Genomic DNA, 19,472 nt, shown 5'->3' on the forward strand with positions numbered 1-19,472 from the left:
ATGCTGGAGATCCAATCGCTGCGCGCCGGCTACGGTGCCCTCCCCGTACTGCACGACATCAACCTGTCGATCGGCCGCAACGAAGCGGTCGCGATCGTCGGGCCGAATGGGGCAGGCAAGACGACGCTGGTACGAACACTATGCGGCCTTGTGAGCCCGATGGCCGGCCGCATCGTCAAGGATGGCGCCGATCTCGGCACTTTGCCGGCACATAAGCGCCCCGAGCATGGGATCGCCGTCGTCCTCGAAAACCGGAACCTGTTCGTCGAGTTGTCGGTCGGAGACAATCTGCGCCTCGCCGAAAATGCCGGCCGAAAGGCAGCCGGCGATCGCAGCCGGTTCAGCCTCGAGGCGGTGCTGGAACTCTTTCCCATCGTGAAGGAGCGCTACTGCGCCTCTGTCGGGCTGCTCTCGGGCGGCCAGCAGCAGATGGTTGCGATCGCCCGGGCTCTGCTGCTGCAGCCGGACCTGCTGATCCTCGACGAGCTGACGACCGGCCTCGCCCCCAAGATCGTCAAGGAGATCCTTGGCGTCCTGAACGGCCTGCGGACGCAGGGCATGGCGATCCTGCTGGTCGAGCAGAGCATCACGATCGCCGCCGAGATGACCGACCGCGCCTACGTGCTCTCGGTCGGCAAGGTCGTCCAGGAGATCGGGCACGGCGAATGGCCATCGGTGCTCGCCGATGACCGCCTGATCAAGGCGTATCTGCACGGCTGAGAACGTCACGCCGCCTGGCGGCAACGAGGACAAGGGAACACTCATATGGAACTGGGTCTTTCGGGGCGTACCGCCTTGATCGGCGGAGCCAGCAAGGGCATCGGCAAGGGCATCGCGCGAGCACTCGCGCGGGAAGGCGTCAACGTCGCGCTGCTCGCCCGTGGACAGGAGGCGCTGGAGGAGGCCGCCCGCGAGATCCGCGCAGAATCGCCAGTCTCCGTCGTCACGCTCTCGGCCGACATCACGCAGGCGGATTCGGTCGCCGCTGCCGCATGCACGCTCGCGGCCCAGCCCGGCTTTTCGACCCTCAATATTCTGATCAACAATGCCGGCGCACCAGTCACCCGAAACGACCGGCAGATATTCTGGGACGACGACGAATGGCGCGCGCTAACCGAGGTCAAGACGCTCGGCGCGCTGCGTCTCATCCGCGAATTCCTGCCGATGATGGCGCGCGACGGCACCGGACGCGTCATCAACATCACCGGCTCGTCTGGCGTTGCGGTCTGGCGGCCGGCCGTAATGCACGGGCTCAACAACGCGGCGCTGATCCATACCACCGGCTATCTGGCGCAGGATCTCTGGAGCGAACAGATCACCGTGAACGCGATCGTTCCGGGGCTCGTCGGCACAGAATTTCGCGAAGAATGGGCGGACGGGCTGGCTGCGCAGCAGGGCAAGAGCCGCGCCGAATTCCTCGCCGATTTCTGCCGCGAGCGCGGCATCTTCATGGAGCGTTGGGCGGAGGTCGAGGAGATCGCGGACCTCGCCCTTTTCATCGCCTCGGACCGCGCCCGCTACATCAACGGCGCCAAACTGAACATCGATGGCGGCTTCAGCGTCAACGCCCGCTGAGGCCGCAGAGGCTTTTCAAACCGCATCGTCAGCCGTCACTTTAGGAGAAGCAAGATGAGCCACCTCATTCGTCAAATGGGCTTCGTCGCATTCGCCACACCCGACCCCGACGGTTCGGCGCAGGACCTGATCGATCTCGTCGGCCTCAAGATCACCGGGCGGCGCGATGATACCGTGTTCCTCTCTTCCAACGAACGGCGCTGGGAAGTCGCGCTGACGCGCGGCGGCGGCCGCGCCGCGCTGGCTATCGGGCTCGAAGCGATCGATGCCGACGCTGTCGCCGAAGTCGAACGTCGCGCCCGCTCCGAGGGTCTGGAGATCCTGGACGACCGCCCGCTGCATGACGGCATCGAGCGCGCCGTGCGCTTCGCGACGCCATGGGGCCCGGTCTTCGAGGTGCATACGCCGGTCGCCCGCGATCAATCGCAGCGCCATCTCGGCGCCGGCGCACGGGCCAAGCGCATCGAACACGTCAACCTCAAGGTTCCCGACCGGCTCGCCTTCAGCGACCTGCTCGTCAAGCTGCTCGGCATGCAACTCTCCGACCGCACGGGCGGCGACGAGTTCCGCTGGTTCCGTGCCGCGGACGGCTATCATCACACCGTCGCGCTCTGCCCGGGCGATGGCGACCTGCATCACTACGCCTTCGACTTCCATGCACTCGAGGACCTCGCCGGCATTGCTGATGGCCTTGTGCTGAAGAACCGCTCTCTACTCTGGGGACCCGGGCGCCACGGCGCCGGCGGCAATGTCTTCCAGTACTATGTCGATCCCGATGGCTGCGTCGTCGAGATGTCGGTCGGCATGGACCGGATCGACAATGACCTGCTCTACGAACCGCGCAGCTGGACGATCTCGCCGTCGCTGGCCGATCGCTGGATCAACCTGTGGGGCTCTCCACCGCCGTCCAACTTCATCGCCCCCTCGCTCGCCTTCGCGAAGCACCCCGCCAAGGCAGCATGAGGGAGATGAGATCATGGCCACGATGAAAGCCTTGCAGTTCGATAGCTATGGACCGCCCTCTGCCCTGTCGCTGCGGGATGTCGACAGGCCCGTCCCGGCGCCGGGCGAGGCGCTGGTCGAGCTGCGCGCCTCTGCGATCAATCCCAGCGACGTCAAGAACGTCGCCGGCTGGTTCAAGGCCTCGCTGCCGCGCGTGCCGGGACGCGACTATGCGGGCGTCGTCGTCGCCGGCGATGGCTGGGTCGGCAAGGAGGTCTGGGGAAGTGGCGCCGGGCTGGGCGTGACCCGCGACGGCAGCCATGCCCAGTACCTGGTCGTCGCGCTCGATGCCCTGTCCGAAAAGCCCAAAGGCCTGTCGATGGAGCAGGCTGCGGCGATCGGCGTTCCCTATCTCGCGGCCTGGTCGGGGCTGGTCGATGGCGCGGGGATTCGGGCCGGAGAAACCCTCGCCATCACTGGTGCGGCTGGTGCGGTCGGCCGCGCCGCGACCCAGATCGCACATTGGAAGGGCGCCCGGGTGATCGGCGCCGACATCGTGAAGGAAGTTCCAGGCACGGACGCCTATATCGACCTGCGCAAGAAGAAGGATCTCACCGCCGAGGTGCGAGCACTGACCGGTGGCAAGGGCGCCGACATCGTCTTCGACACCGTCGGCGGCGCGCTGTTCGAGCCCTGCCTGGCAGCGCTCGGCATCGGCGGCCGGCAGATCGCCATCGCCAGCGGCGGGCAACGGCGGGTGACTTTCGACCTCGTCGATTTCTACCACGATCTGCACCATCTGATCGGCGTCGACACCATGAAGCTGAGCGGCCCCCAGATCGCCGCGATCATGGACCAGCTCAGGAGCGGGTTCGACGCTGGGCACCTGCAAGCGCCGCCGGTTCAAGGCTGGCCTATCGGTGCCGCGACTGAGGCCTATGGCGAGGTCGGCAAGGGCGGGTCATCGACCAAGCACGTCCTGCTCCCTGCGCAGGCTTGACAGGCCGCGCCAACGCTCTCCGGCGAGGTCCACCGGATGGCTGACGCAAAGGGCATCATCCTCATTCACGGCTCCTGGCGTGGCGGCTGGTGCTGGTCCGAGGTCGCGGAGATATTGCGCGCAGGGTCTCGCGGTGGTGACGCGCTCGCGGCTCGGCTGTTCAGATCGTACCGGCACCCTGCGGCCGGATCTGACCGTGGAACGGATGGTCGATGAGGAGGCGGTCTGAGCGGTTTTCCCGTCGCGACGAGACTTGCTGTCGTCGATCCGGGTTCTGCTAGACTATCTGCCGGGAGGCCCAGGGCAATCTGATGGAGCAGCTCAGCCAGTCGATGCGCATCATGCGCATAATCACCAACTGCGGGCATCGAAGAGGCATGGTTAGGTGTCGGTGAAGAGGGGTCTGTCGTGACCAGTGGCCTTCATCATGTCACCCTGATCACCCGCAAGGTGCAGGCGAATGTCGACTTCTATGTAGGCTTCCTCGGCCTGCGGCTGGTGAAGCGCACGAGCGGCTACGAGGACGCCCGCCAGCTTCATCTCTTCTATGGCGATGCGCAGGGCTCGCCCGGCACGCTCGTCACCTTCCTGGTCTGGGAAGACGGTTCGCCCGGACGCGCCGGACACGGCCAGGTCAGCGAGATCGCTTTCGCGGTCGCCCCTGCAGCGATCGGCTTCTGGCTGGAACGCGCCCTGCGCTTCGGCATTGCGACGGAAGGGCCGTTGCAGGAGTTCGGCGAGACCGTCCTGCGCCTGCGCGATCCAGACGGTTTCGTGGTGAAGCTGGTCGGCAGCGCCTTGCGCGGCGAAGGCTGGACCTCTGGCGATATTCCGCCGGAGCATCGCATCCATCGCCTGCGCGGCGTGACGCTGCTTTCAGCGACCACCGAGGAAACCGTGCATTTCCTCACCACACATGCGGGATTTGCCCGACACGCCCGCGACGGCGCCATCGAACGGCTGCGCTCGGAAGCGGGAGACAACCTCGATATCCGCGACGCCGGCGGTTTCTGGCCCGGAATTCCTGGCACCGGCACGGCGGACCATGTCGCGGTCCGGGTTAACGATACGGCCCGGTTGACGGGCATCGAGCGCGATCTCTCGAAACTGAATTCCAGCCCGACCACGCTGCACGACCGCCAGTATTTCACCTCGCTCTACGTGCGCGAGCCAGGCGGAACGTTGATCGAATTCGCGACCGACGGCCCGGGTTTCACCATTGACGAGCCCGTCAAGACACTGGGCACTCAGCTTTTCATGCCCCCAGACGCCCGCGACCAGAGCGACGACATACGGGTGGTCCTGCCGCAATTCGCCCTGCCTGGCGAGGAGCGGGTCGTCTATCGCGATCTGCCCTTCGTCCATCGCTTCCATCAGCCCGCAGACCCCGATGGCAGCGTGCTCGTGCTGCTCCATGGCAGCGGAGGCGACGAAACCGACCTGATGCCGTTCGCCCGGCGTGTCGCGCCGCGCGCCACCCTGCTCGGACTGCGCGGCCGCAGCACCGAGGAAGGAACCTCGCGCTGGTTCCGGCGTCGTTCCGAGCGCGCCTTCGATCAGGACGATATCCGCTTCGAGGCCGGGGCCCTCGCCGCCTTCATGGAAGGGGCGCTGACGGCCTATGGCCTTGTACCGGAGCGTCTCGTCTTTCTCGGCTATTCGAATGGCGCCAACCTGCTCGCAGCCGCCATGCAGCTCCATCCAGGACTGGCGCGCCGAGCCATTCTCCTGCGCCCCGCCGCAGTGCTGAAGGAACCGCCAGATGCGATGCTCTCCGGCGCCTCGCTGCTGATGCTGACCGGCGCCGAGGACCATTATCGCGATCTGGCGGCGCCGCTCGAAACCGCGCTGCGCAAAGCCGGTGCAAATGTCGAGGCACAGGTCGTTGCCGCCGGGCACGCGCTGACAGAGCAGGATCGTGACCTATCTGCGGACTGGCTGTTGCGCCACGCGTCCTGAGGGGGATACCTCAGCGCCCTGCGACAAAGGCGGCAAACCCCGCGATGAACTGCGCGAGGCGCTGGCGAGTTGTCTCATCCGTCAGGTTGCCCTCGGCATCGAAGACGCTCTGCGCCCGCGATACCAGCAGGCGCCCCTCGAACCACGGCTTCGTTCCGAGCGTGCGCAGCACCGGCAACCAGGCATCCTGTGCCAGAATCGTCCCGAACCCGCCGGGTGAGGCGCCGAGCACGGCGACCGGCTTGCCACCAAAGAGCGAAGGAATGTCGGACGCCGGCCGCGTCAGCCAGTCGATTGCATTCTTGAACACGCCGGGCAGCGAATTGTTGTATTCGGGCGTGAACAGCAGCAGGCCGTCCGCAGTCGCCAGTTGCTGCTTAAGAGCCTGCACCGCCGACGGAATCCCGTGCTCTCGCTCGTCGTCTCCGTTGTAGAGCGGGATACCCGAGATGCTTCCTGCTTCCAGCGTCGCGCCATCCGGCGCCAGTTCCATGGCGGCGCGCAAGAGGCCGGCATTGAACGAAGCCTTCCTCAGGCTGCCAGAGATTCCCAGAAGACGTGCCATGATCGAAGCTCCCTCGCGCCCAGCACCCGACTTGCCGAACCCGATGCTGACGCATCTTCACGGCTCTGGCTATCATGGCCGGCGCCAAGGCCCAGAAGGCCAGTCGGCGAAGCTGGTGAACATGCGCGGGAGCCGCGTGCAACGACGTCGGTCCAAGGCAGCAAGCGCAAAGAGCGCCGTGGCTTGTGGCGCTGCTATCAACCGCCGGGGAACCAGGCGGAGATCGGAGGAACAAGCTGAGAGGAAGAAGCAACCAGAGACCGCAGATCGCGACTAAGTCTCTGATTTAAATGGCGCGGGCGACGGGGCTCGAACCCGCGACCTCCGGCGTGACAGGCCGGCACTCTAACCAACTGAGCTACGCCCGCGCTGGGCGACTGAGGCGCGGTGGCCGTCAGCGACGTGGTGAGTATTGCCCCCGGCCCGAAGTGTCAAGCACCGGATGCCGGCAAAATCACTTCCGTGGAAAATATCCCCGGCACCACGAAATCCGCCCCCGTCCACGCCGGCCCGCGGGCGGCTATTCGCGCGAAGCCAGGCAGGGGTCCAGCATCACATGGCGAGCGTTCTGGCGGTTGTAGCCGCCACGCAGAACGGCGGTATCGCCAAGCTTGAGGTCGCCGGCGCCATAGGTCACGCAGAGCACACGTACGCCTGGATCGGCGCAGACGGCGACATACCAGACCGTACCGTCGGTCTGGAGCAGGGTGACGGGACCCGCGATCGCCATGTCGACGCGCGAATCGCGCGGCACCGTATCGGGCAGTTGGGCGGCGATGCTCTCGCAGCTCGCTGGCGTTCCCGGCTGCTCGGGCTGGGAGAAGGCCGGCCGCCCCTCAAAGAAGGAATCGGGCAGTACCGATTGCGCCAGCGCCGGCTGCACGCCAACGAGCAGCAGGGAGAGAAGCGGAGGCAAAGCGCGGCTGGAGTGGCGTGGTCGGAAGATCATGGCCGGAAGAGTGCCGAGGAAGATGGCGGAATTCCGCAGCGCCGCGAGATTGATTGTCAAGCCGGCACCCGGCCAGCTTGCGATACGCACGCCGAGGCCTTAAACGCGAGCACAAGGGCGGTTAGCTCAGTTGGTAGAGCATCTCGTTTACACCGAGAATGTCGGCGGTTCGAGCCCGTCACCGCCCACCACTCCCAAGCGTCGATAGAATTCCCAATCTTGTTTCGCTCTACGCGGAAGCGAGTCGGATGTCCTTCTTGGGCCGATCTCATGCCCGGGATTGCAGGCGTGGAACGCCGAGCCGAGGTCCTCGCGACTCGTGTTCACATCATTGTTTGGATTCGTGCGTTGAATTGCCCGGCCACACGGGCGATGCCCCGGCTGGTTCAAACAGAAAATGGATACGACACGTCATGGGATCACTCGAAAGCGCTCGCCCCTACGCGCTGACGGCCTTCAGGATTGCGCTCGGCCTCGTCATGTTCTCATTCGGGGCGGCAAAGATCCTGCACATCTATCCCGGCAACTTTACGCCGCCGATCGGGTCCCTGCCCTGGACCGCCGGGCTGATCGAGCTGATCGCTGGCTTCCTTTTCCTCGTCGGCTTCCAGACCAGAGCAGCGGCCTTCGTCCTGTCCGGCTTGATGGCCGCGGCCTACTTCATCTCGCATTTCCCCAGAAGCTTCTTTCCGACCGAGAACGGAGGCTATGCCGCCGCCGTCTTCTGTTTCGCGTTCCTGTATTTCGTGACGGCGGGCGGCGGGTATCTGAGCCTCGACCGCGCTCTCCGCACGAGGGCGGCCTGACGCCGGCCCATGCTGCTCACGGCGGCTGATCCAACGACCCGCCCATAAAAAAGGCTGCCGAGCCTAGGCCCGGCAGCCTCGATCATTACGTCGACACCCTTCGCTCAGTGAGCGACGACACCCGCCGCATCGTCATCCGCGCCCTTGGGCGGGGGAGCGTTGAGATCCTCCTCCCAGACGATCGGAACCGGCTGGCGGGTCAGCGCATGCTGGAGCACCTGCTCCATGCGCGAGACCGGGACGATCTCCAGCCCGTCACGGACGGACTTCGGCAGGTCGATCAGGTCCTTGGCGTTCTCCTCGGGGATCAGCACCTTCTTGATGCCACCCCGCAGAGCCGCCAGCAGCTTCTCCTTCAGACCGCCGATCGGCAGCACCCTGCCCCGCAGCGTGACTTCGCCGGTCATGGCGACGTCGCGATTGGTCGGGATGCCGGTCAGGATGGAGACGATTGCCGTCGCCATCGCGATGCCCGCGGACGGACCGTCCTTCGGAGTCGCCCCCTCAGGCAGGTGGACGTGGATGTCGCGCCGGTCGAAGAGCGGCGGCTCGATGCCGAAATCGATGGCCCGCGAGCGGACGTAGGACGCCGCCGCCGAGATCGATTCCTTCATCACGTCGCGCAGATTGCCGGTGACCGTCATGCGGCCCTTGCCGGGCATCATGACACCCTCGATCGTCAGCAATTCGCCGCCGACCTCGGTCCAGGCCAGACCGGTGACGACACCGACCTGATCTTCCGTCTCCGCCATGCCGTAGCGATAACGCGGCGGGCCGAGATACTCTTCGAGCAGCGGCTCGTCGACGACGACCTTGGCCTTCTTGCCGAGCACGATGTCCTTCACGCCCTTGCGGACCGTGTTGGAGAGCTCGCGCTCGAGATTGCGGACACCGGCCTCGCGGGTATAGCGCCGCACCAGCGTCTGCAAGGCCTCGTTGGTGATCGACCACTCCTTGCCGTCGAGCCCGTGCTTCTTGATCGCGTTCGGGATCAAGTGCTTGCGCGAGATCTCGGTCTTCTCCTCCTCCGTGTAGCCGGCGATGCGGATCACCTCCATCCGGTCCAGCAGGGCCGGCGGGATGTTCAGCGTGTTCGCCGTCGTCACGAACATCACGTTCGACAGGTCGTAATCGACCTCGAGGTAATGGTCGTTGAAGGTGGCGTTCTGCTCGGGGTCGAGCACCTCCAGCAGGGCTGCCGACGGATCGCCGCGGAAGTCCTGACCCATCTTGTCGATCTCGTCGAGCAGGATGAGCGGGTTGGAGGTCTTGGCCTTCTTCATCGACTGGATGATCTTGCCGGGCATCGAGCCGATATAGGTACGGCGGTGACCGCGGATCTCGGCCTCGTCACGCACGCCGCCGAGCGACATGCGGACGAACTCGCGCCCCGTCGCCTTGGCGATCGACTTGCCGAGCGAGGTCTTGCCGACGCCGGGAGGGCCGACGAGGCAGAGGATCGGGCCGGCGAGCTTGTTGGCGCGCTGCTGCACGGCGAGATACTCGACGATGCGATCCTTGACCTTGTCCAGGCCGAAGTGATCGTCGTCCAGGATCGCCTGGGCGGCGTTGAGGTCCTTCTTGATCTTCGAGCGCTTGTTCCACGGGATGCCGAGCATCCAGTCGAGATAGTTGCGCACGACGGTCGCTTCCGCGGACATCGGCGACATCTGGCGCAGCTTCTTCATCTCCGCGGTCGCCTTGTCACGGGCTTCCTTGGTCAGCTTGGTCTGCGCGATGCGCTCCTCCAGCTCGGCCAGCTCGTCACGGCCTTCCTCGCCGTCGCCCAGCTCCTTCTGGATCGCCTTCATCTGCTCGTTGAGATAGTACTCGCGCTGGGTCTTCTCCATCTGGCGCTTGACGCGCGAGCGGATGCGCTTCTCGACCTGGAGCACGGACATCTCGCTCTCCATGAGCGACAGGACCTTCTCTAGACGATGGGCGACGTTGGTGATCTCCAGCACGGCCTGCCGGTCGGCGATCTTGACCGCCAGATGCGAGGCGACCGTGTCGGCGAGCTTGGTAGGCTCGTCGATCTGCGAGACGGCGGCAACGATCTCACCCGAGATCTTCTTGTTGAGCTTCACATAGCTCTCGAACTCGGAGACGACCGAACGCGCCAGCGCCTCGATCTCGACCTTCTTGCCCTCCTCCTCGGCGAGGCCGGTGGCTTCCGCCTCATAGAAGGAGTCACTGGCCGAATAGGACAGCGCCTTGGCCCGGCCGACACCCTCGACCAGCACTTTCACGGTGGAGTCGGGCAGCTTCAGGAGCTGCAGCACGCGGGCGAGCGTACCGATCTCATAGATCTCGTTGGGCTGTGGGTCATCGTCACCGGCGTTCTTCTGGGTGGCCAGCAGGATGAGCCCGTCCGTCTTCACCACTTCCTCGAGCGCGCGGATGGACTTCTCGCGGCCGACGAAGAGTGGGACGATCATATGCGGAAAAACGACGATATCGCGCAGAGGCAGAACCGGATAGGTGCCGGTCTCGCCAGAGACGAAGGTAGCGCGGGGCGTCGACGTCATTGACTTTTCCTTTGCAGTTGCGCCCGGCGAACCCCCAAGATGGGCGGGACGATCGGACGTATGCGGCCAGGGCGACCATTCACCCTTCCGCCCTCGCGTGCCGCACCCTCATCAGGCATGCGACTCTCGCAAGTGCACCTAAGGTGGAGACTTCCTCGCCGGCTTTCAAGCGAGGCAACCGGTTCATGCACTGCTGCCTTGCGTGCCCGGAAACCCTCGGAAAATCCCACCTTCGGCTTCGTCTTGAATGTTTCAGTTTCGAACCGGCCTGCCGCGATGCGGGACCGCGGCTGGACCCTGCCGATCAAAACGCAAAACGCGCGCCAGGGGGCGCGCGTCCTGTTGTCGCAATGCAGCAAGAGCTCAGGAGGCCGAGGCCGTCTTGGTCTCGTCCTCGCGCTCGGCATAGATGAAGAGCGGTCGAGCCTTGCTCTCCACGGCCTCCGGACCGATCACCACCTGCTCGACGCCTTCCAGCCCCGGCAGCTCGTACATGGTCTCGAGCAGGATGCCCTCCATGATGGAGCGCAGGCCGCGCGCGCCGGTCTTCCGCTCGATCGCCTTGCGGGCGATCAGGCTGACCGCCTCGTCGGTGAAGGTGAGCTGGGTGTCCTCCATCTCGAACAGGCGCTGATACTGCTTCACCAGTGCGTTCTTCGGCTCGGTGAGGATGGTCTTCAGCGCCGCCTCGTCGAGGTCCTCCAGCGTCGCGAGGACCGGCAGGCGGCCGACGAACTCCGGAATCAGGCCGAACTTCAGCAGGTCCTCGGGCTCGACGTCGCGGAAGATCGCGCCGGTGCGGCGGTCATCCGGCGATTCGACCTTGGCGCCGAAGCCGATCGAGGTGCCCTTGCCGCGACCCGAGATGATCTTGTCCAGCCCGGCGAAGGCGCCGCCACAGATGAACAGGATGTTCGTCGTGTCGACCTGCAGGAACTCCTGCTGCGGATGCTTGCGCCCGCCCTGCGGCGGCACGGAGGCGACGGTGCCCTCCATGATCTTCAGCAGCGCCTGCTGGACACCTTCGCCCGAGACGTCCCGGGTGATCGAGGGATTGTCCGACTTGCGGCTGATCTTGTCGATCTCGTCGATGTAGACGATGCCGCGCTGCGCCCGCTCGACATTGTAGTCGGAGGCCTGGAGCAGCTTGAGGATGATGTTCTCGACATCCTCGCCGACATAACCGGCCTCGGTCAGGGTCGTCGCATCAGCCATGGTGAAGGGCACGTCGAGGATGCGGGCGAGCGTCTGCGCGAGCAGCGTCTTGCCCGAGCCAGTCGGCCCGATCAGCAGGATATTCGACTTGGCCAGCTCGACGTCGTTGTGCTTGGTCGCGTGGCTGAGGCGCTTGTAGTGGTTGTGGACCGCCACCGAGAGCACCTTCTTGGCATGCTCCTGGCCAATGACGTAGTCGTCCAGAACCTTGCGGATCTCCTTGGGTGTCGGCACGCCGTCCTTCGACTTCACCAGCGCGGATTTCGATTCCTCGCGGATGATGTCCATGCAGAGCTCGACGCATTCATCGCAGATGAACACGGTCGGGCCCGCGATGAGCTTGCGGACCTCGTGTTGGCTCTTTCCGCAGAAAGAGCAGTACAGCGTGCTCTTCGAGTCGCCGCCGGGCTTGTTAGCCATTGTCCATCTCCAGTTCCGGAGGCCGGAGCGGCACCTGCCGAGGCGGATGCAGCCGTCGTCCCTCCGTCATAAATAAGCGCTCAGATCACGATGATTAGGTTAACGACCCGTTCCGGTACATCCGGGTAGGCAGGGTCGATCCAAACCGGATCATGACGGGGCGCTTGTCCGCTCACCCCCGGCCCCATGCAAACACGGGGCCGATATCCTTTCAATATGGGCATTCCATGGCCGCGAGCCAACCCACAGGATCGGGAGGCTCGCCGCGCCCTCACGCCGGCTCGTCGGTGCGCTTCTCGAGCACCTTGTCGATCAGGCCGAATTCCTTGGCCTGCTCGGCGGTCATGAAGTTGTCGCGCTCGAGGGCGTTGTGAATGTCCTCGTAGCTGCGGCCCGTGTGCTTCACATAGATTTCATTCAGCCGCTTCTTCAGGCTCTCGACCTCCTTGGCGTGGATCAGGATGTCGGTGACCTGGCCCTGATAGCCGCCGGAAGGCTGGTGGACCATGATACGCGCATTCGGCAGGGCGAAGCGCATGTCCTTGGCGCCGGCGGTCAGCAGCAGCGAGCCCATCGAGGCGGCCTGGCCGACGCACAGCGTCGTCACCGGGCAGCGGATGAACTGCATCGTGTCGTAGATCGACAGGCCGGAGGTGACCACGCCGCCCGGCGAATTGATGTAGAAGGAGATTTCCTTCTTGGGGTTCTCGGCCTCGAGGAAGAGGAGCTGGGCGACGACCAGCGACGCCGAGACGTCCTCGACCGGACCGGTCAGGAAGATGATGCGTTCGCGCAACAGGCGCGAATAGATGTCGAAGGCGCGCTCGCCGCGGCTCGACTGCTCGACCACCATCGGGACGAGATTGTTGTAGGTCTCGATCGGATCGCGAAGCATGGGGTCAATCCTTGGGTGAGAGCGCCGCATCGCGGCGATTTATCGAATCAGCGGCTGCTAGGAAGACAACCACATAAGCACGGCAATCGCGGCTGAAAAGGGAAGCGCCGCCGGTCACGAAGGCCGGCGGCGCAAATGCCTGTATTAAGGTTGCCGGCGACCTCAGGCGGAGGCGTCGTCGGCCTTCTCGTCGGCCTTGGCCTCGGCCTTCTTGGTCTTCTTGGCGGCAGCCTTCTTCGGCTTGGCTTCAGCGGCAGCCTCGACCTCGTCATCGGCGAAGAGCGCCTCGCGCGAAACGGTCTCGTCGGCGACCTTCACCTGGCCGAGGAGGTGGTCGACGACCTTCTCCTCGAAGATCGGGGCACGGATCTCGGCGAGAGCCTGCGGATTCTTACGGTAGAACTCCCAGACCTGCTTCTCCTGGCCCGGGAACTGGCGAGCGCGCTCGATCAGGGCCTGGGTGACCTCGTCATCCGAGATCTGGACCTTGGCCTGCTCGCCGATCTCCGCCAGCACGAGGCCGAGGCGCACGCGGCGCTCGGCGATCTTGCGGTAGTCAGCGCGAGCCGCGTCCTCAGTGGTGTCCTCGTCGGCGAAGGTCTTGCCGGCCTGCTTCATGTCGGCCTCGACCTGGCTCCAGACCGCGGCGAACTCCTGCTCGACCAAGGTCGGCGGCAGCTCGAAGCCGTACTTGCCGTCGAGCGCGTCGAGCAGGCCCTTCTTGAGCTTGCGGCGCGACTGGGCGGTGAAGTCACGGCCGATCTGCTCGCGCACCGCGGTCTTCAGGGCGTCGAGCGACTCCATGCCGAACGCCTTGGCGAGCTCGTCGTCGATCTTGACGGCCTCTGGAGCCTGGACGTCGGTCACGGTGACCTCGAACTCGGCCGGCTTGCCGGCGAGGTTCTCGGCCGCATAATTCTCGGGGAAGGTCACCTTGACGGTGCGCTTCTCGCCCGTCTTGGCGCCCTCGAGCTGCTCCTCGAAGCCCGGGATGAACTGGCCGGCGCCAAGATCGAGCGGGATGCCCTCGCCCGTGCCGCCGTCGAACTTCTCGCCGTCGAGCGTGCCGACGAAGGAGATGATCAGGCGGTCGCCCTTCTCGGCCTTGGCCTTCTCGCCCTTGGTGGCATAGCTGCGGTTACCGGCGGCCATGCGTTCCAGCGCGGAGTCGACATCGGCGTCCGGAACCTCGGCGACGGGCTTCACGAGCGAAACGTCCGACAGGTCGGCGAGCTCGATCTTCGGCAGCACCTCGAGCGCGACGGTGAAGGCGAGATCGCCCTTGGCCTCCATCGCGGCCTCGATCTCGTCCTTGTTCTCGGGGAAGCGGATCTGCGGTTCGAAGGCGAGCTTCAGGTTGTTGTCGGCGACGATCTTCTGGTTCGCCTCGTTGACGGCGCTCTGCAGCACGTCGGACATGACCGAGCGGCCATAGAGACGGCGCAGATGGGCGACCGGCACCTTGCCCGGACGGAAGCCGTTGATGCGGGCCTTGCCCTGGAGGTCCTGCAGGCTGTCGTCGAGCCTGGTCTTCAGGTCGGCGGCGTTCAGCACCACCTGGAATTCGCGCTTGAGGCCCTGGGACAGGGTTTCGGTCACGTTCATTTTTATACCGCCAACAGCTCGTTACTGCATCAATGTCCAAAGCGCGACGCCGGTTCCGACCGCCGCCGCGCTCGCGAAAAACTCTTCCATACCGACCATCGTTTTCGCGCCCTGACGGGTGCGCGATGATCGTCAGACCGATGGTGCGGGCGGAGGGACTCGAACCCCCACGACTTTCGCCGCTGGAACCTAAATCCAGTGCGTCTACCAGTTCCGCCACGCCCGCCGGCCCGATAGCGCTGCGCGCGAGCAAACGCAGCGCGGCCATCGTCAAGCCGCAGCGCTATACGCATTTCGGGCGGCGGTTGCAGCAAAAAAATGACGGTTCTGCAAAGAAGCGGCACCAGCCGCTTTTCCGCAGCCGCCTCGCCCGCCCTCTCGCCAGCGCAGGCGCGCCAGATTATGCGATGGGAATGACGCGCCCGCTGCCCGACCGTCCGACCGCTTCGACCCGCCGCCAGATGCTGGCGGGGCTGGGCAGCGCGAGCCTGATCGCCCCCGGCCTGGTCGCCCCCCTGCCCGCAACGGCCCAGAGCCCGAAGCCAGCGGACGGCGAAAAGCCGGCACAGGAGCCCGCCATACGCACACTCGGCGCCGGCCCCGCCAAGGTCCGGCTGCGACCAGCGCCAGCCGCGGAGAGCGAGATCTGGGCCTTCGACGGCGCCACACCGGGTCCAGCCCTGCGAATCAGGCAGGGCGAGACGCTGAGGCTCAGGCTTGAGAACAAAACGACGGCGCCGCTCTCGCTGCACTGGCAGGGCCTGCGCGGCGAGGCGTCGCAGGATGGCGTCGGCGGCTTCAGCCAGCCGCCGATCGCGCCGGGCGAGAGCTTCGAATACCGGCTCTCGCCACCGGATTCGGGCACGATCCTCTATCGCCCCCTCCTCGTCGGCGGCTCATCCGAGCCGGCCGGGCGGGGCCTCACCGGGCTGCTGATCGTCGAGGAGCACGAACCGCCGGCCGTCGCCCTCGACCTGCCGGTTCTGGTCACCGACTGGTTGATCGGCGACGATCAGGCGATCCAGCCCTTCGATCTGCACAGCACGAGTTCGGCCGCGGCAGGACGGCTCGGGAGCTGGCTCACCGTCAATGGCAAGCCGCCGCCGCAGCCGGTCAAACTGCCGCCGGGCTCGCGCGTGCGGCTCCGGCTCGCCAATGGCTGCAACGCCCGGATCATGCGGCTGCGCTTCGACGGGACCAAGGCCGCCGTCGTCGCTGTGGACGGCCAGCCGACCGAGACCTTCGAGCCGGTCCATGCGCAACTGCCCTTCGCGCCGGGCACTCGTTACGACGTGATGCTCGACCTGCCGATCGAAGCCGGCGCCTCCGTCAACGTCACCGCCCTGATCGGCCCAGGATTACCGCTGGTTCGCATCGTCACCGAGGGCGCGGCCAAGGTGCCGCCGGCGGCGCAGCCCGCGCTCAAGCTCAACCCTGCCCTGCCCGCAGCGGTCAGGATGCAGGACGCGCTGCGGCCGGAAATGGTGATCGAAGGCGGGGCCAGGCTGACGCCGGACCGGACGCTCGACTTCACCGGCCTCGACCTCGCCCGGCCCTGGCTGGTCAATGGCGGCGTCGGGGCGAGGGACGCCAAGCCGCTGTTCAGCGTGAAGCGCGGCACGCCGATCGTGATGGCGATCGACAACCGCACGGCCTTCATCCAGCCGCTGCATGTGCATGGCCACGCCTTCCGGCTGCTGCATCCGCTCGACGACGGCTGGGAGAACTATTTCCTCGATACGGTGCAGATCCCCGAAGGCAAGAAGCGGCACATCGCCTTCATCGCCGAGAATCCCGGCCGCTGGCTGATCTCCTCCACGGTACTGGAACGCTTCGATCTCGGGCTATGGGGCTGGTTCGAGGTGACGTGAGGCGCTTACCCGGCCCTCACAACCCCAGCCGCTCGACCACGTCCTGCACGATCGCGTCCTTGCTGTCCTCGACCGAGACGACGAGCGGCCGCTCGTCGGGCCCGGGCTCCTGCAAGGTGGCGAACTGGCTGTCGAGCAGCGCCGGCGGCATGAAGTGATGCTGGCGGGCGGCCATGCGCCGGCCGATCAGTTCGCGCGAGCCCTTGAGATAGACCAGCACGACATCCGGCCGGTCGCCGATGATGACGTCGCGATAGACCTTCTTCAGCGCCGAGCAGGTGACAATGCCGTGCGCGCCCTTGCCTCGCAGATCGTCGACCCAGGCCGCGATGGCCGCGAGCCAGGGCTTGCGGTCCTCGTCGGTCAGCGGCGTGCCGCCGGCCATCTTGGCGACGTTCTCAGGGGGGTGGAAGGAATCCGCATCGCGGAAGGGCCAGCCGAGGCGCGCGGCAAGCCGCTCGCCGAGCGAGGTCTTGCCCGAGCTGGCGACGCCCATGATGACGATGACGGCCGGTCGACCGCCCTTCTTTTCCGTGCTCACGCGGCTCAGCCCTGCTTTTTCGGCTCGACATGGCCGCCGAAGCCGGCGCGCATGGCGGAAAGGATCTTCTCGCCGAAGGTGTGGTCGACGCGCGAGCGGAAGCGGGCGAACAGCGCCGAGGTCAGCACCTCGGCCGGCGTCGCCGTCTCGACCGCCGCATCGACCGTCCAGCGACCCTCGCCCGAATCCGAGACGTTGCCGGTATAGGCGGAGAGTTCCTCGTCGGCGGCCAGCGCCTCGGCGGTCAGGTCGAGCAGCCAGGAGGTGACGACCGAGCCGCGGCGCCAGACCTCGGCGATCTCGGCAACGTCGAAGTCGAAGCCGTAATCGGCCGGCAGGCCTTCCTTGGCGGAGGCGTTGCGCAGCAGGTCGAAGCCCTCTGCGAAGGCCTGCATCATGCCGTATTCGATGCCGTTATGGACCATCTTGACGAAATGGCCTGAGCCGGTCGGGCCGCAATGCAGATAGCCCTGCTCGCTCGTCGGGTTGCGTCCCTCGCGATGCCTGGTCGGCTCGACCTCGCCCTTGCCGGGCGCGAGCACCTTGAAGATCGGCTCCAGCCGGTCGAAGGCCTCCTTCGCGCCGCCGATCATCAGGCAATAGCCGCGCTCCAGCCCGTGCACGCCCCCGGAAGTGCCGACATCCATGTAATGGATGCCCTTGGCCGCCAGTTCCTTGCCGCGGCGGACGTCGTCCTTCCAGAATGCGTTGCCGCCGTCGATCAGCACGTCACCCTCGCCGACGAGGCCGGCGAGCTCGGCGAGCGTGCCTTCGGTGATCTTGCCGGCCGGGAGCATCACCCAGATCGCACGCGGTGCCTTCAGCTTGGCGACCATGTCCTTGAGGTCGGAGGCCACGACCGCGCCATCAGCGGCGAGCGCCTGCCCCGGTTTCGGATCGCGATCATAGACCACGCATTCATGACCGGCGCGCATCAGCCGGCGCACGATGTTGCCCCCCATCCGGCCGAGGCCGATCACTCCGAGCTGCATGTCACGTCACTCCTGCCGGAAAGCCGGCTCTCTTGCCTGCTTGAAGCATGGCGGCCGCGGGCGGAGCAAGCGGAAGGCCGGTTCAACGCGCCCCAGCGGCGCGATCCTGCAAGCGCCGCCAGCGGCCCGGTGTGACGCCGTAGGCGCGGTGGAACTGGCGGGTCAGATGGCTCTGGTCGGCGAAACCGCAGGCGACTGCGACCTCCGCCGGCGCCGTTCCGAGCGCGAGAAGCCCGCGCGCCCGGCCAAGGCGACGCATGACGAGGTAATTATAAGGGCTCGTCCCGAAAGCCGCGCGGAATTGCCGCGCCAGGGTGAAGCGGTCGAGCCCGGTCAGCCTCTCCAGCGCGTCGCTGGCAACTGCCGTTTCGAGATGGCTGTCGAGATAGTCACGCGCTCGCTCCAGCGCCGGGCGGTCGAGCCGCTGCCGGCGCAGGCCTGTCGCGGACGGATCAGCCGCGGCAAGCGCGTCGGCCAGGGGCACGACCATGTCGTCGAGCCCAAGCCCCTCGAGCGGGGCATCGAGATCGCGCAATGCGCGGGTGATGGCAGCGACCAGCCGTGCATCCTGCGAGACCGCCGCCGGAACGAAAGGCAGGCTGCGGCCGACCTCGCCCATCGCCTCACGGATCAGCCGCGGCTCGACATACATCATCCGATAGCGAAAGCCCTCGGCGATGCCGGAACGGCCGTTATGGACCTCGTCGGGATGGATCACGATCGCGTGGCCGCTCAGGCTGTCGCGCCGCGAGCCCCGGTAGTCGAAGGACTGCACGCCGGAGAGCGTCAGACCGAAGGCATAGGTGTCGTGGCGGTGCGGATCATAGGCGTAGCCATGGAAGAAGGCCTCGATGCGCTCGATGCCTGCCGCGCCGGTGCCGAGCCGTACCCAGTCCGCGGCACCCGGCTTGCACGATCGTTCAAGACTGGCCTTTCCGGCCTCGGCTAACGCTCCGTCCATGCGTTACGATACCAAGATCGCCATCGTGGTGCGCGAGAATCTCGCGACCTGGCAAAAACTCAATGTCGCGAGCTTCCTCGCCGGCGGGCTCGTCGGCGCCGCGCCGGAGCTGGCGGGAGAGCCCCATCAGGACGGCTCCGGCCGGTTCTACGGCCCGCTGATCCGGCAGCCCGTCCTGATCTTCGCTGCGACGACGGAGGAGCTGAAACAGGTGCTCCAGCGCGCGCAGGGCCGCAGCGTCAGGGCGCATCTCTATACCAACGAGCTGTTTTCCACCGGAAACGACATCGACAACCGTGCCGCCGTGGCGGCAGTCGCGACGGCCGATCTCGACCTCGTCGGTCTCGGGCTCCATGGCGAGCGCAAGGACATCGACAAGATCATCAAGGGCCTCAAGCTCCACGGCTGAATCTCCACCTCCGGGGCCGCTCTCCACGGAAGTCTATTTTTGCCATTTACGAGCAGGAGAGAATCGCCTTAGCCTCCCTCTTGTCGGTAACAACTGAAAGGAGGTGATCCAGTGTCTCATTGTCATCAACCGCTGGTGCAAGGCGGCCGGACCTGGACCTCTTCTTGCTGGGGTTTCTGTTCCGCGTGAGTTTTCGCACCTTTGATCCGGTTCGCTGGATCGCGGTTCGACAATGGAAG

The 19,472-nt window shown here is 65.8% G+C and carries 17 protein-coding genes and 3 tRNA genes; 9 read left to right on the top strand and 11 right to left on the bottom strand.

Going from position 1 to position 19,472, the window contains the following annotated elements:
- The 5 genes from CE453_RS17525 to CE453_RS17545 all read left to right on the top strand — a co-directional run bounded on the left by CE453_RS17525 (position 1) and on the right by CE453_RS17545 (position 5,476).
- The gene (locus CE453_RS17525; protein ID WP_089175749.1) at positions 1-720 is read left to right on the top strand and encodes an ABC transporter ATP-binding protein; all 720 of its coding nucleotides are present in this window, start codon (positions 1-3) and stop codon (positions 718-720) included.
- Between the two features lie 45 nt (positions 721-765).
- A complete protein-coding gene (locus CE453_RS17530) occupies positions 766-1,575 on the top strand; it encodes an SDR family NAD(P)-dependent oxidoreductase (RefSeq protein WP_089175750.1) in 810 nt (269 codons plus the stop codon).
- Between the two features lie 54 nt (positions 1,576-1,629).
- A complete protein-coding gene (locus tag CE453_RS17535) occupies positions 1,630-2,538 on the top strand; it encodes a VOC family protein (protein WP_089175751.1) in 909 nt (302 codons plus the stop codon).
- A 13-nt stretch (positions 2,539-2,551) separates the two neighbouring features.
- Entirely contained in the window at positions 2,552-3,517 is a 966-nt protein-coding gene (locus tag CE453_RS17540) for a quinone oxidoreductase family protein (RefSeq protein WP_089175752.1), read from the top strand.
- Positions 3,518-3,925: 408 nt separating this feature from the next.
- Entirely contained in the window at positions 3,926-5,476 is a 1,551-nt protein-coding gene (locus CE453_RS17545) for a VOC family protein (protein WP_089175753.1), read from the top strand.
- Positions 5,477-5,486: 10 nt separating this feature from the next.
- On the opposite strand, the gene CE453_RS17550 is transcribed toward CE453_RS17545, so the two are convergent.
- From CE453_RS17550 to CE453_RS17560, 3 genes are all read right to left on the bottom strand, one after another.
- The gene (locus CE453_RS17550) at positions 5,487-6,041 is read right to left on the bottom strand and encodes an NADPH-dependent FMN reductase (RefSeq protein WP_089175754.1); all 555 of its coding nucleotides are present in this window, start codon (positions 6,039-6,041) and stop codon (positions 5,487-5,489) included.
- 291 nt (positions 6,042-6,332) lie between these two features.
- Positions 6,333-6,409 (bottom strand) — tRNA-Asp (locus CE453_RS17555).
- Between the two features lie 152 nt (positions 6,410-6,561).
- Positions 6,562-7,050, bottom strand: coding sequence for a hypothetical protein (locus CE453_RS17560; protein WP_089175755.1), 489 nt, complete (start codon positions 7,048-7,050; stop codon positions 6,562-6,564).
- A gap of 55 nt (positions 7,051-7,105) precedes the next feature.
- On the opposite strand from CE453_RS17560, the gene CE453_RS17565 reads away from it, so the two are divergent.
- Together CE453_RS17565 and CE453_RS17570 are read left to right on the top strand one after the other, a co-directional pair.
- Positions 7,106-7,181 (top strand) — tRNA-Val (locus CE453_RS17565).
- Positions 7,182-7,403: 222 nt separating this feature from the next.
- Positions 7,404-7,796, top strand: a complete 393-nt coding sequence (locus CE453_RS17570; protein WP_089175756.1) for a DoxX family protein — start codon at positions 7,404-7,406, stop codon at positions 7,794-7,796.
- 104 nt (positions 7,797-7,900) lie between these two features.
- On the opposite strand, the gene lon is transcribed toward CE453_RS17570, so the two are convergent.
- The 5 genes from lon to CE453_RS17595 form a co-directional block, all read right to left on the bottom strand.
- Positions 7,901-10,324 (bottom strand): endopeptidase La, encoded by a 2,424-nt coding sequence (gene lon, locus CE453_RS17575; RefSeq protein ID WP_089175757.1) that lies wholly within the window; start codon positions 10,322-10,324, stop codon positions 7,901-7,903.
- Between the two features lie 363 nt (positions 10,325-10,687).
- Complete coding sequence (clpX, locus tag CE453_RS17580) at positions 10,688-11,959, bottom strand: ATP-dependent Clp protease ATP-binding subunit ClpX (protein WP_089175758.1); 1,272 nt, start codon at positions 11,957-11,959, stop codon at positions 10,688-10,690.
- Positions 11,960-12,230: 271 nt separating this feature from the next.
- Positions 12,231-12,854, bottom strand: coding sequence for an ATP-dependent Clp protease proteolytic subunit (locus CE453_RS17585; RefSeq protein ID WP_089175759.1), 624 nt, complete (start codon positions 12,852-12,854; stop codon positions 12,231-12,233).
- Between the two features lie 162 nt (positions 12,855-13,016).
- Positions 13,017-14,459, bottom strand: a complete 1,443-nt coding sequence (tig, locus tag CE453_RS17590; RefSeq protein WP_089175760.1) for a trigger factor — start codon at positions 14,457-14,459, stop codon at positions 13,017-13,019.
- Between the two features lie 141 nt (positions 14,460-14,600).
- Positions 14,601-14,685: transfer RNA gene (locus tag CE453_RS17595), tRNA-Leu, on the bottom strand.
- A 187-nt stretch (positions 14,686-14,872) separates the two neighbouring features.
- Here CE453_RS17595 and CE453_RS17600 point away from each other — a divergent pair.
- Positions 14,873-16,330, top strand: a complete 1,458-nt coding sequence (locus CE453_RS17600) for a multicopper oxidase family protein (protein WP_089175761.1) — start codon at positions 14,873-14,875, stop codon at positions 16,328-16,330.
- Between the two features lie 16 nt (positions 16,331-16,346).
- Here the strand turns inward: CE453_RS17600 and CE453_RS17605 are convergent, their stop codons facing one another.
- The 3 genes from CE453_RS17605 to CE453_RS17615 all read right to left on the bottom strand — a co-directional run bounded on the left by CE453_RS17605 (position 16,347) and on the right by CE453_RS17615 (position 18,824).
- Positions 16,347-16,871 (bottom strand): gluconokinase, encoded by a 525-nt coding sequence (locus CE453_RS17605; protein WP_248307772.1) that lies wholly within the window; start codon positions 16,869-16,871, stop codon positions 16,347-16,349.
- Between the two features lie 5 nt (positions 16,872-16,876).
- Positions 16,877-17,863 (bottom strand): phosphogluconate dehydrogenase (NAD(+)-dependent, decarboxylating), encoded by a 987-nt coding sequence (gnd, locus tag CE453_RS17610; RefSeq protein ID WP_089175762.1) that lies wholly within the window; start codon positions 17,861-17,863, stop codon positions 16,877-16,879.
- A gap of 82 nt (positions 17,864-17,945) precedes the next feature.
- Positions 17,946-18,824 (bottom strand): AraC family transcriptional regulator, encoded by an 879-nt coding sequence (locus CE453_RS17615; protein WP_089175763.1) that lies wholly within the window; start codon positions 18,822-18,824, stop codon positions 17,946-17,948.
- Here CE453_RS17615 and CE453_RS17620 point away from each other — a divergent pair.
- The gene (locus tag CE453_RS17620) at positions 18,823-19,233 is read left to right on the top strand and encodes a DUF2000 family protein (protein WP_089175764.1); all 411 of its coding nucleotides are present in this window, start codon (positions 18,823-18,825) and stop codon (positions 19,231-19,233) included. The two genes, CE453_RS17615 and CE453_RS17620, sit on opposite strands and share 2 nt — an antisense overlap.
- Positions 19,234-19,472: the final 239 nt, after the last annotated feature.

The sequence above is a fragment of the Bosea sp. AS-1 genome (assembly GCF_002220095.1).
Lineage (GTDB): Bacteria > Pseudomonadota > Alphaproteobacteria > Rhizobiales > Beijerinckiaceae > Allobosea.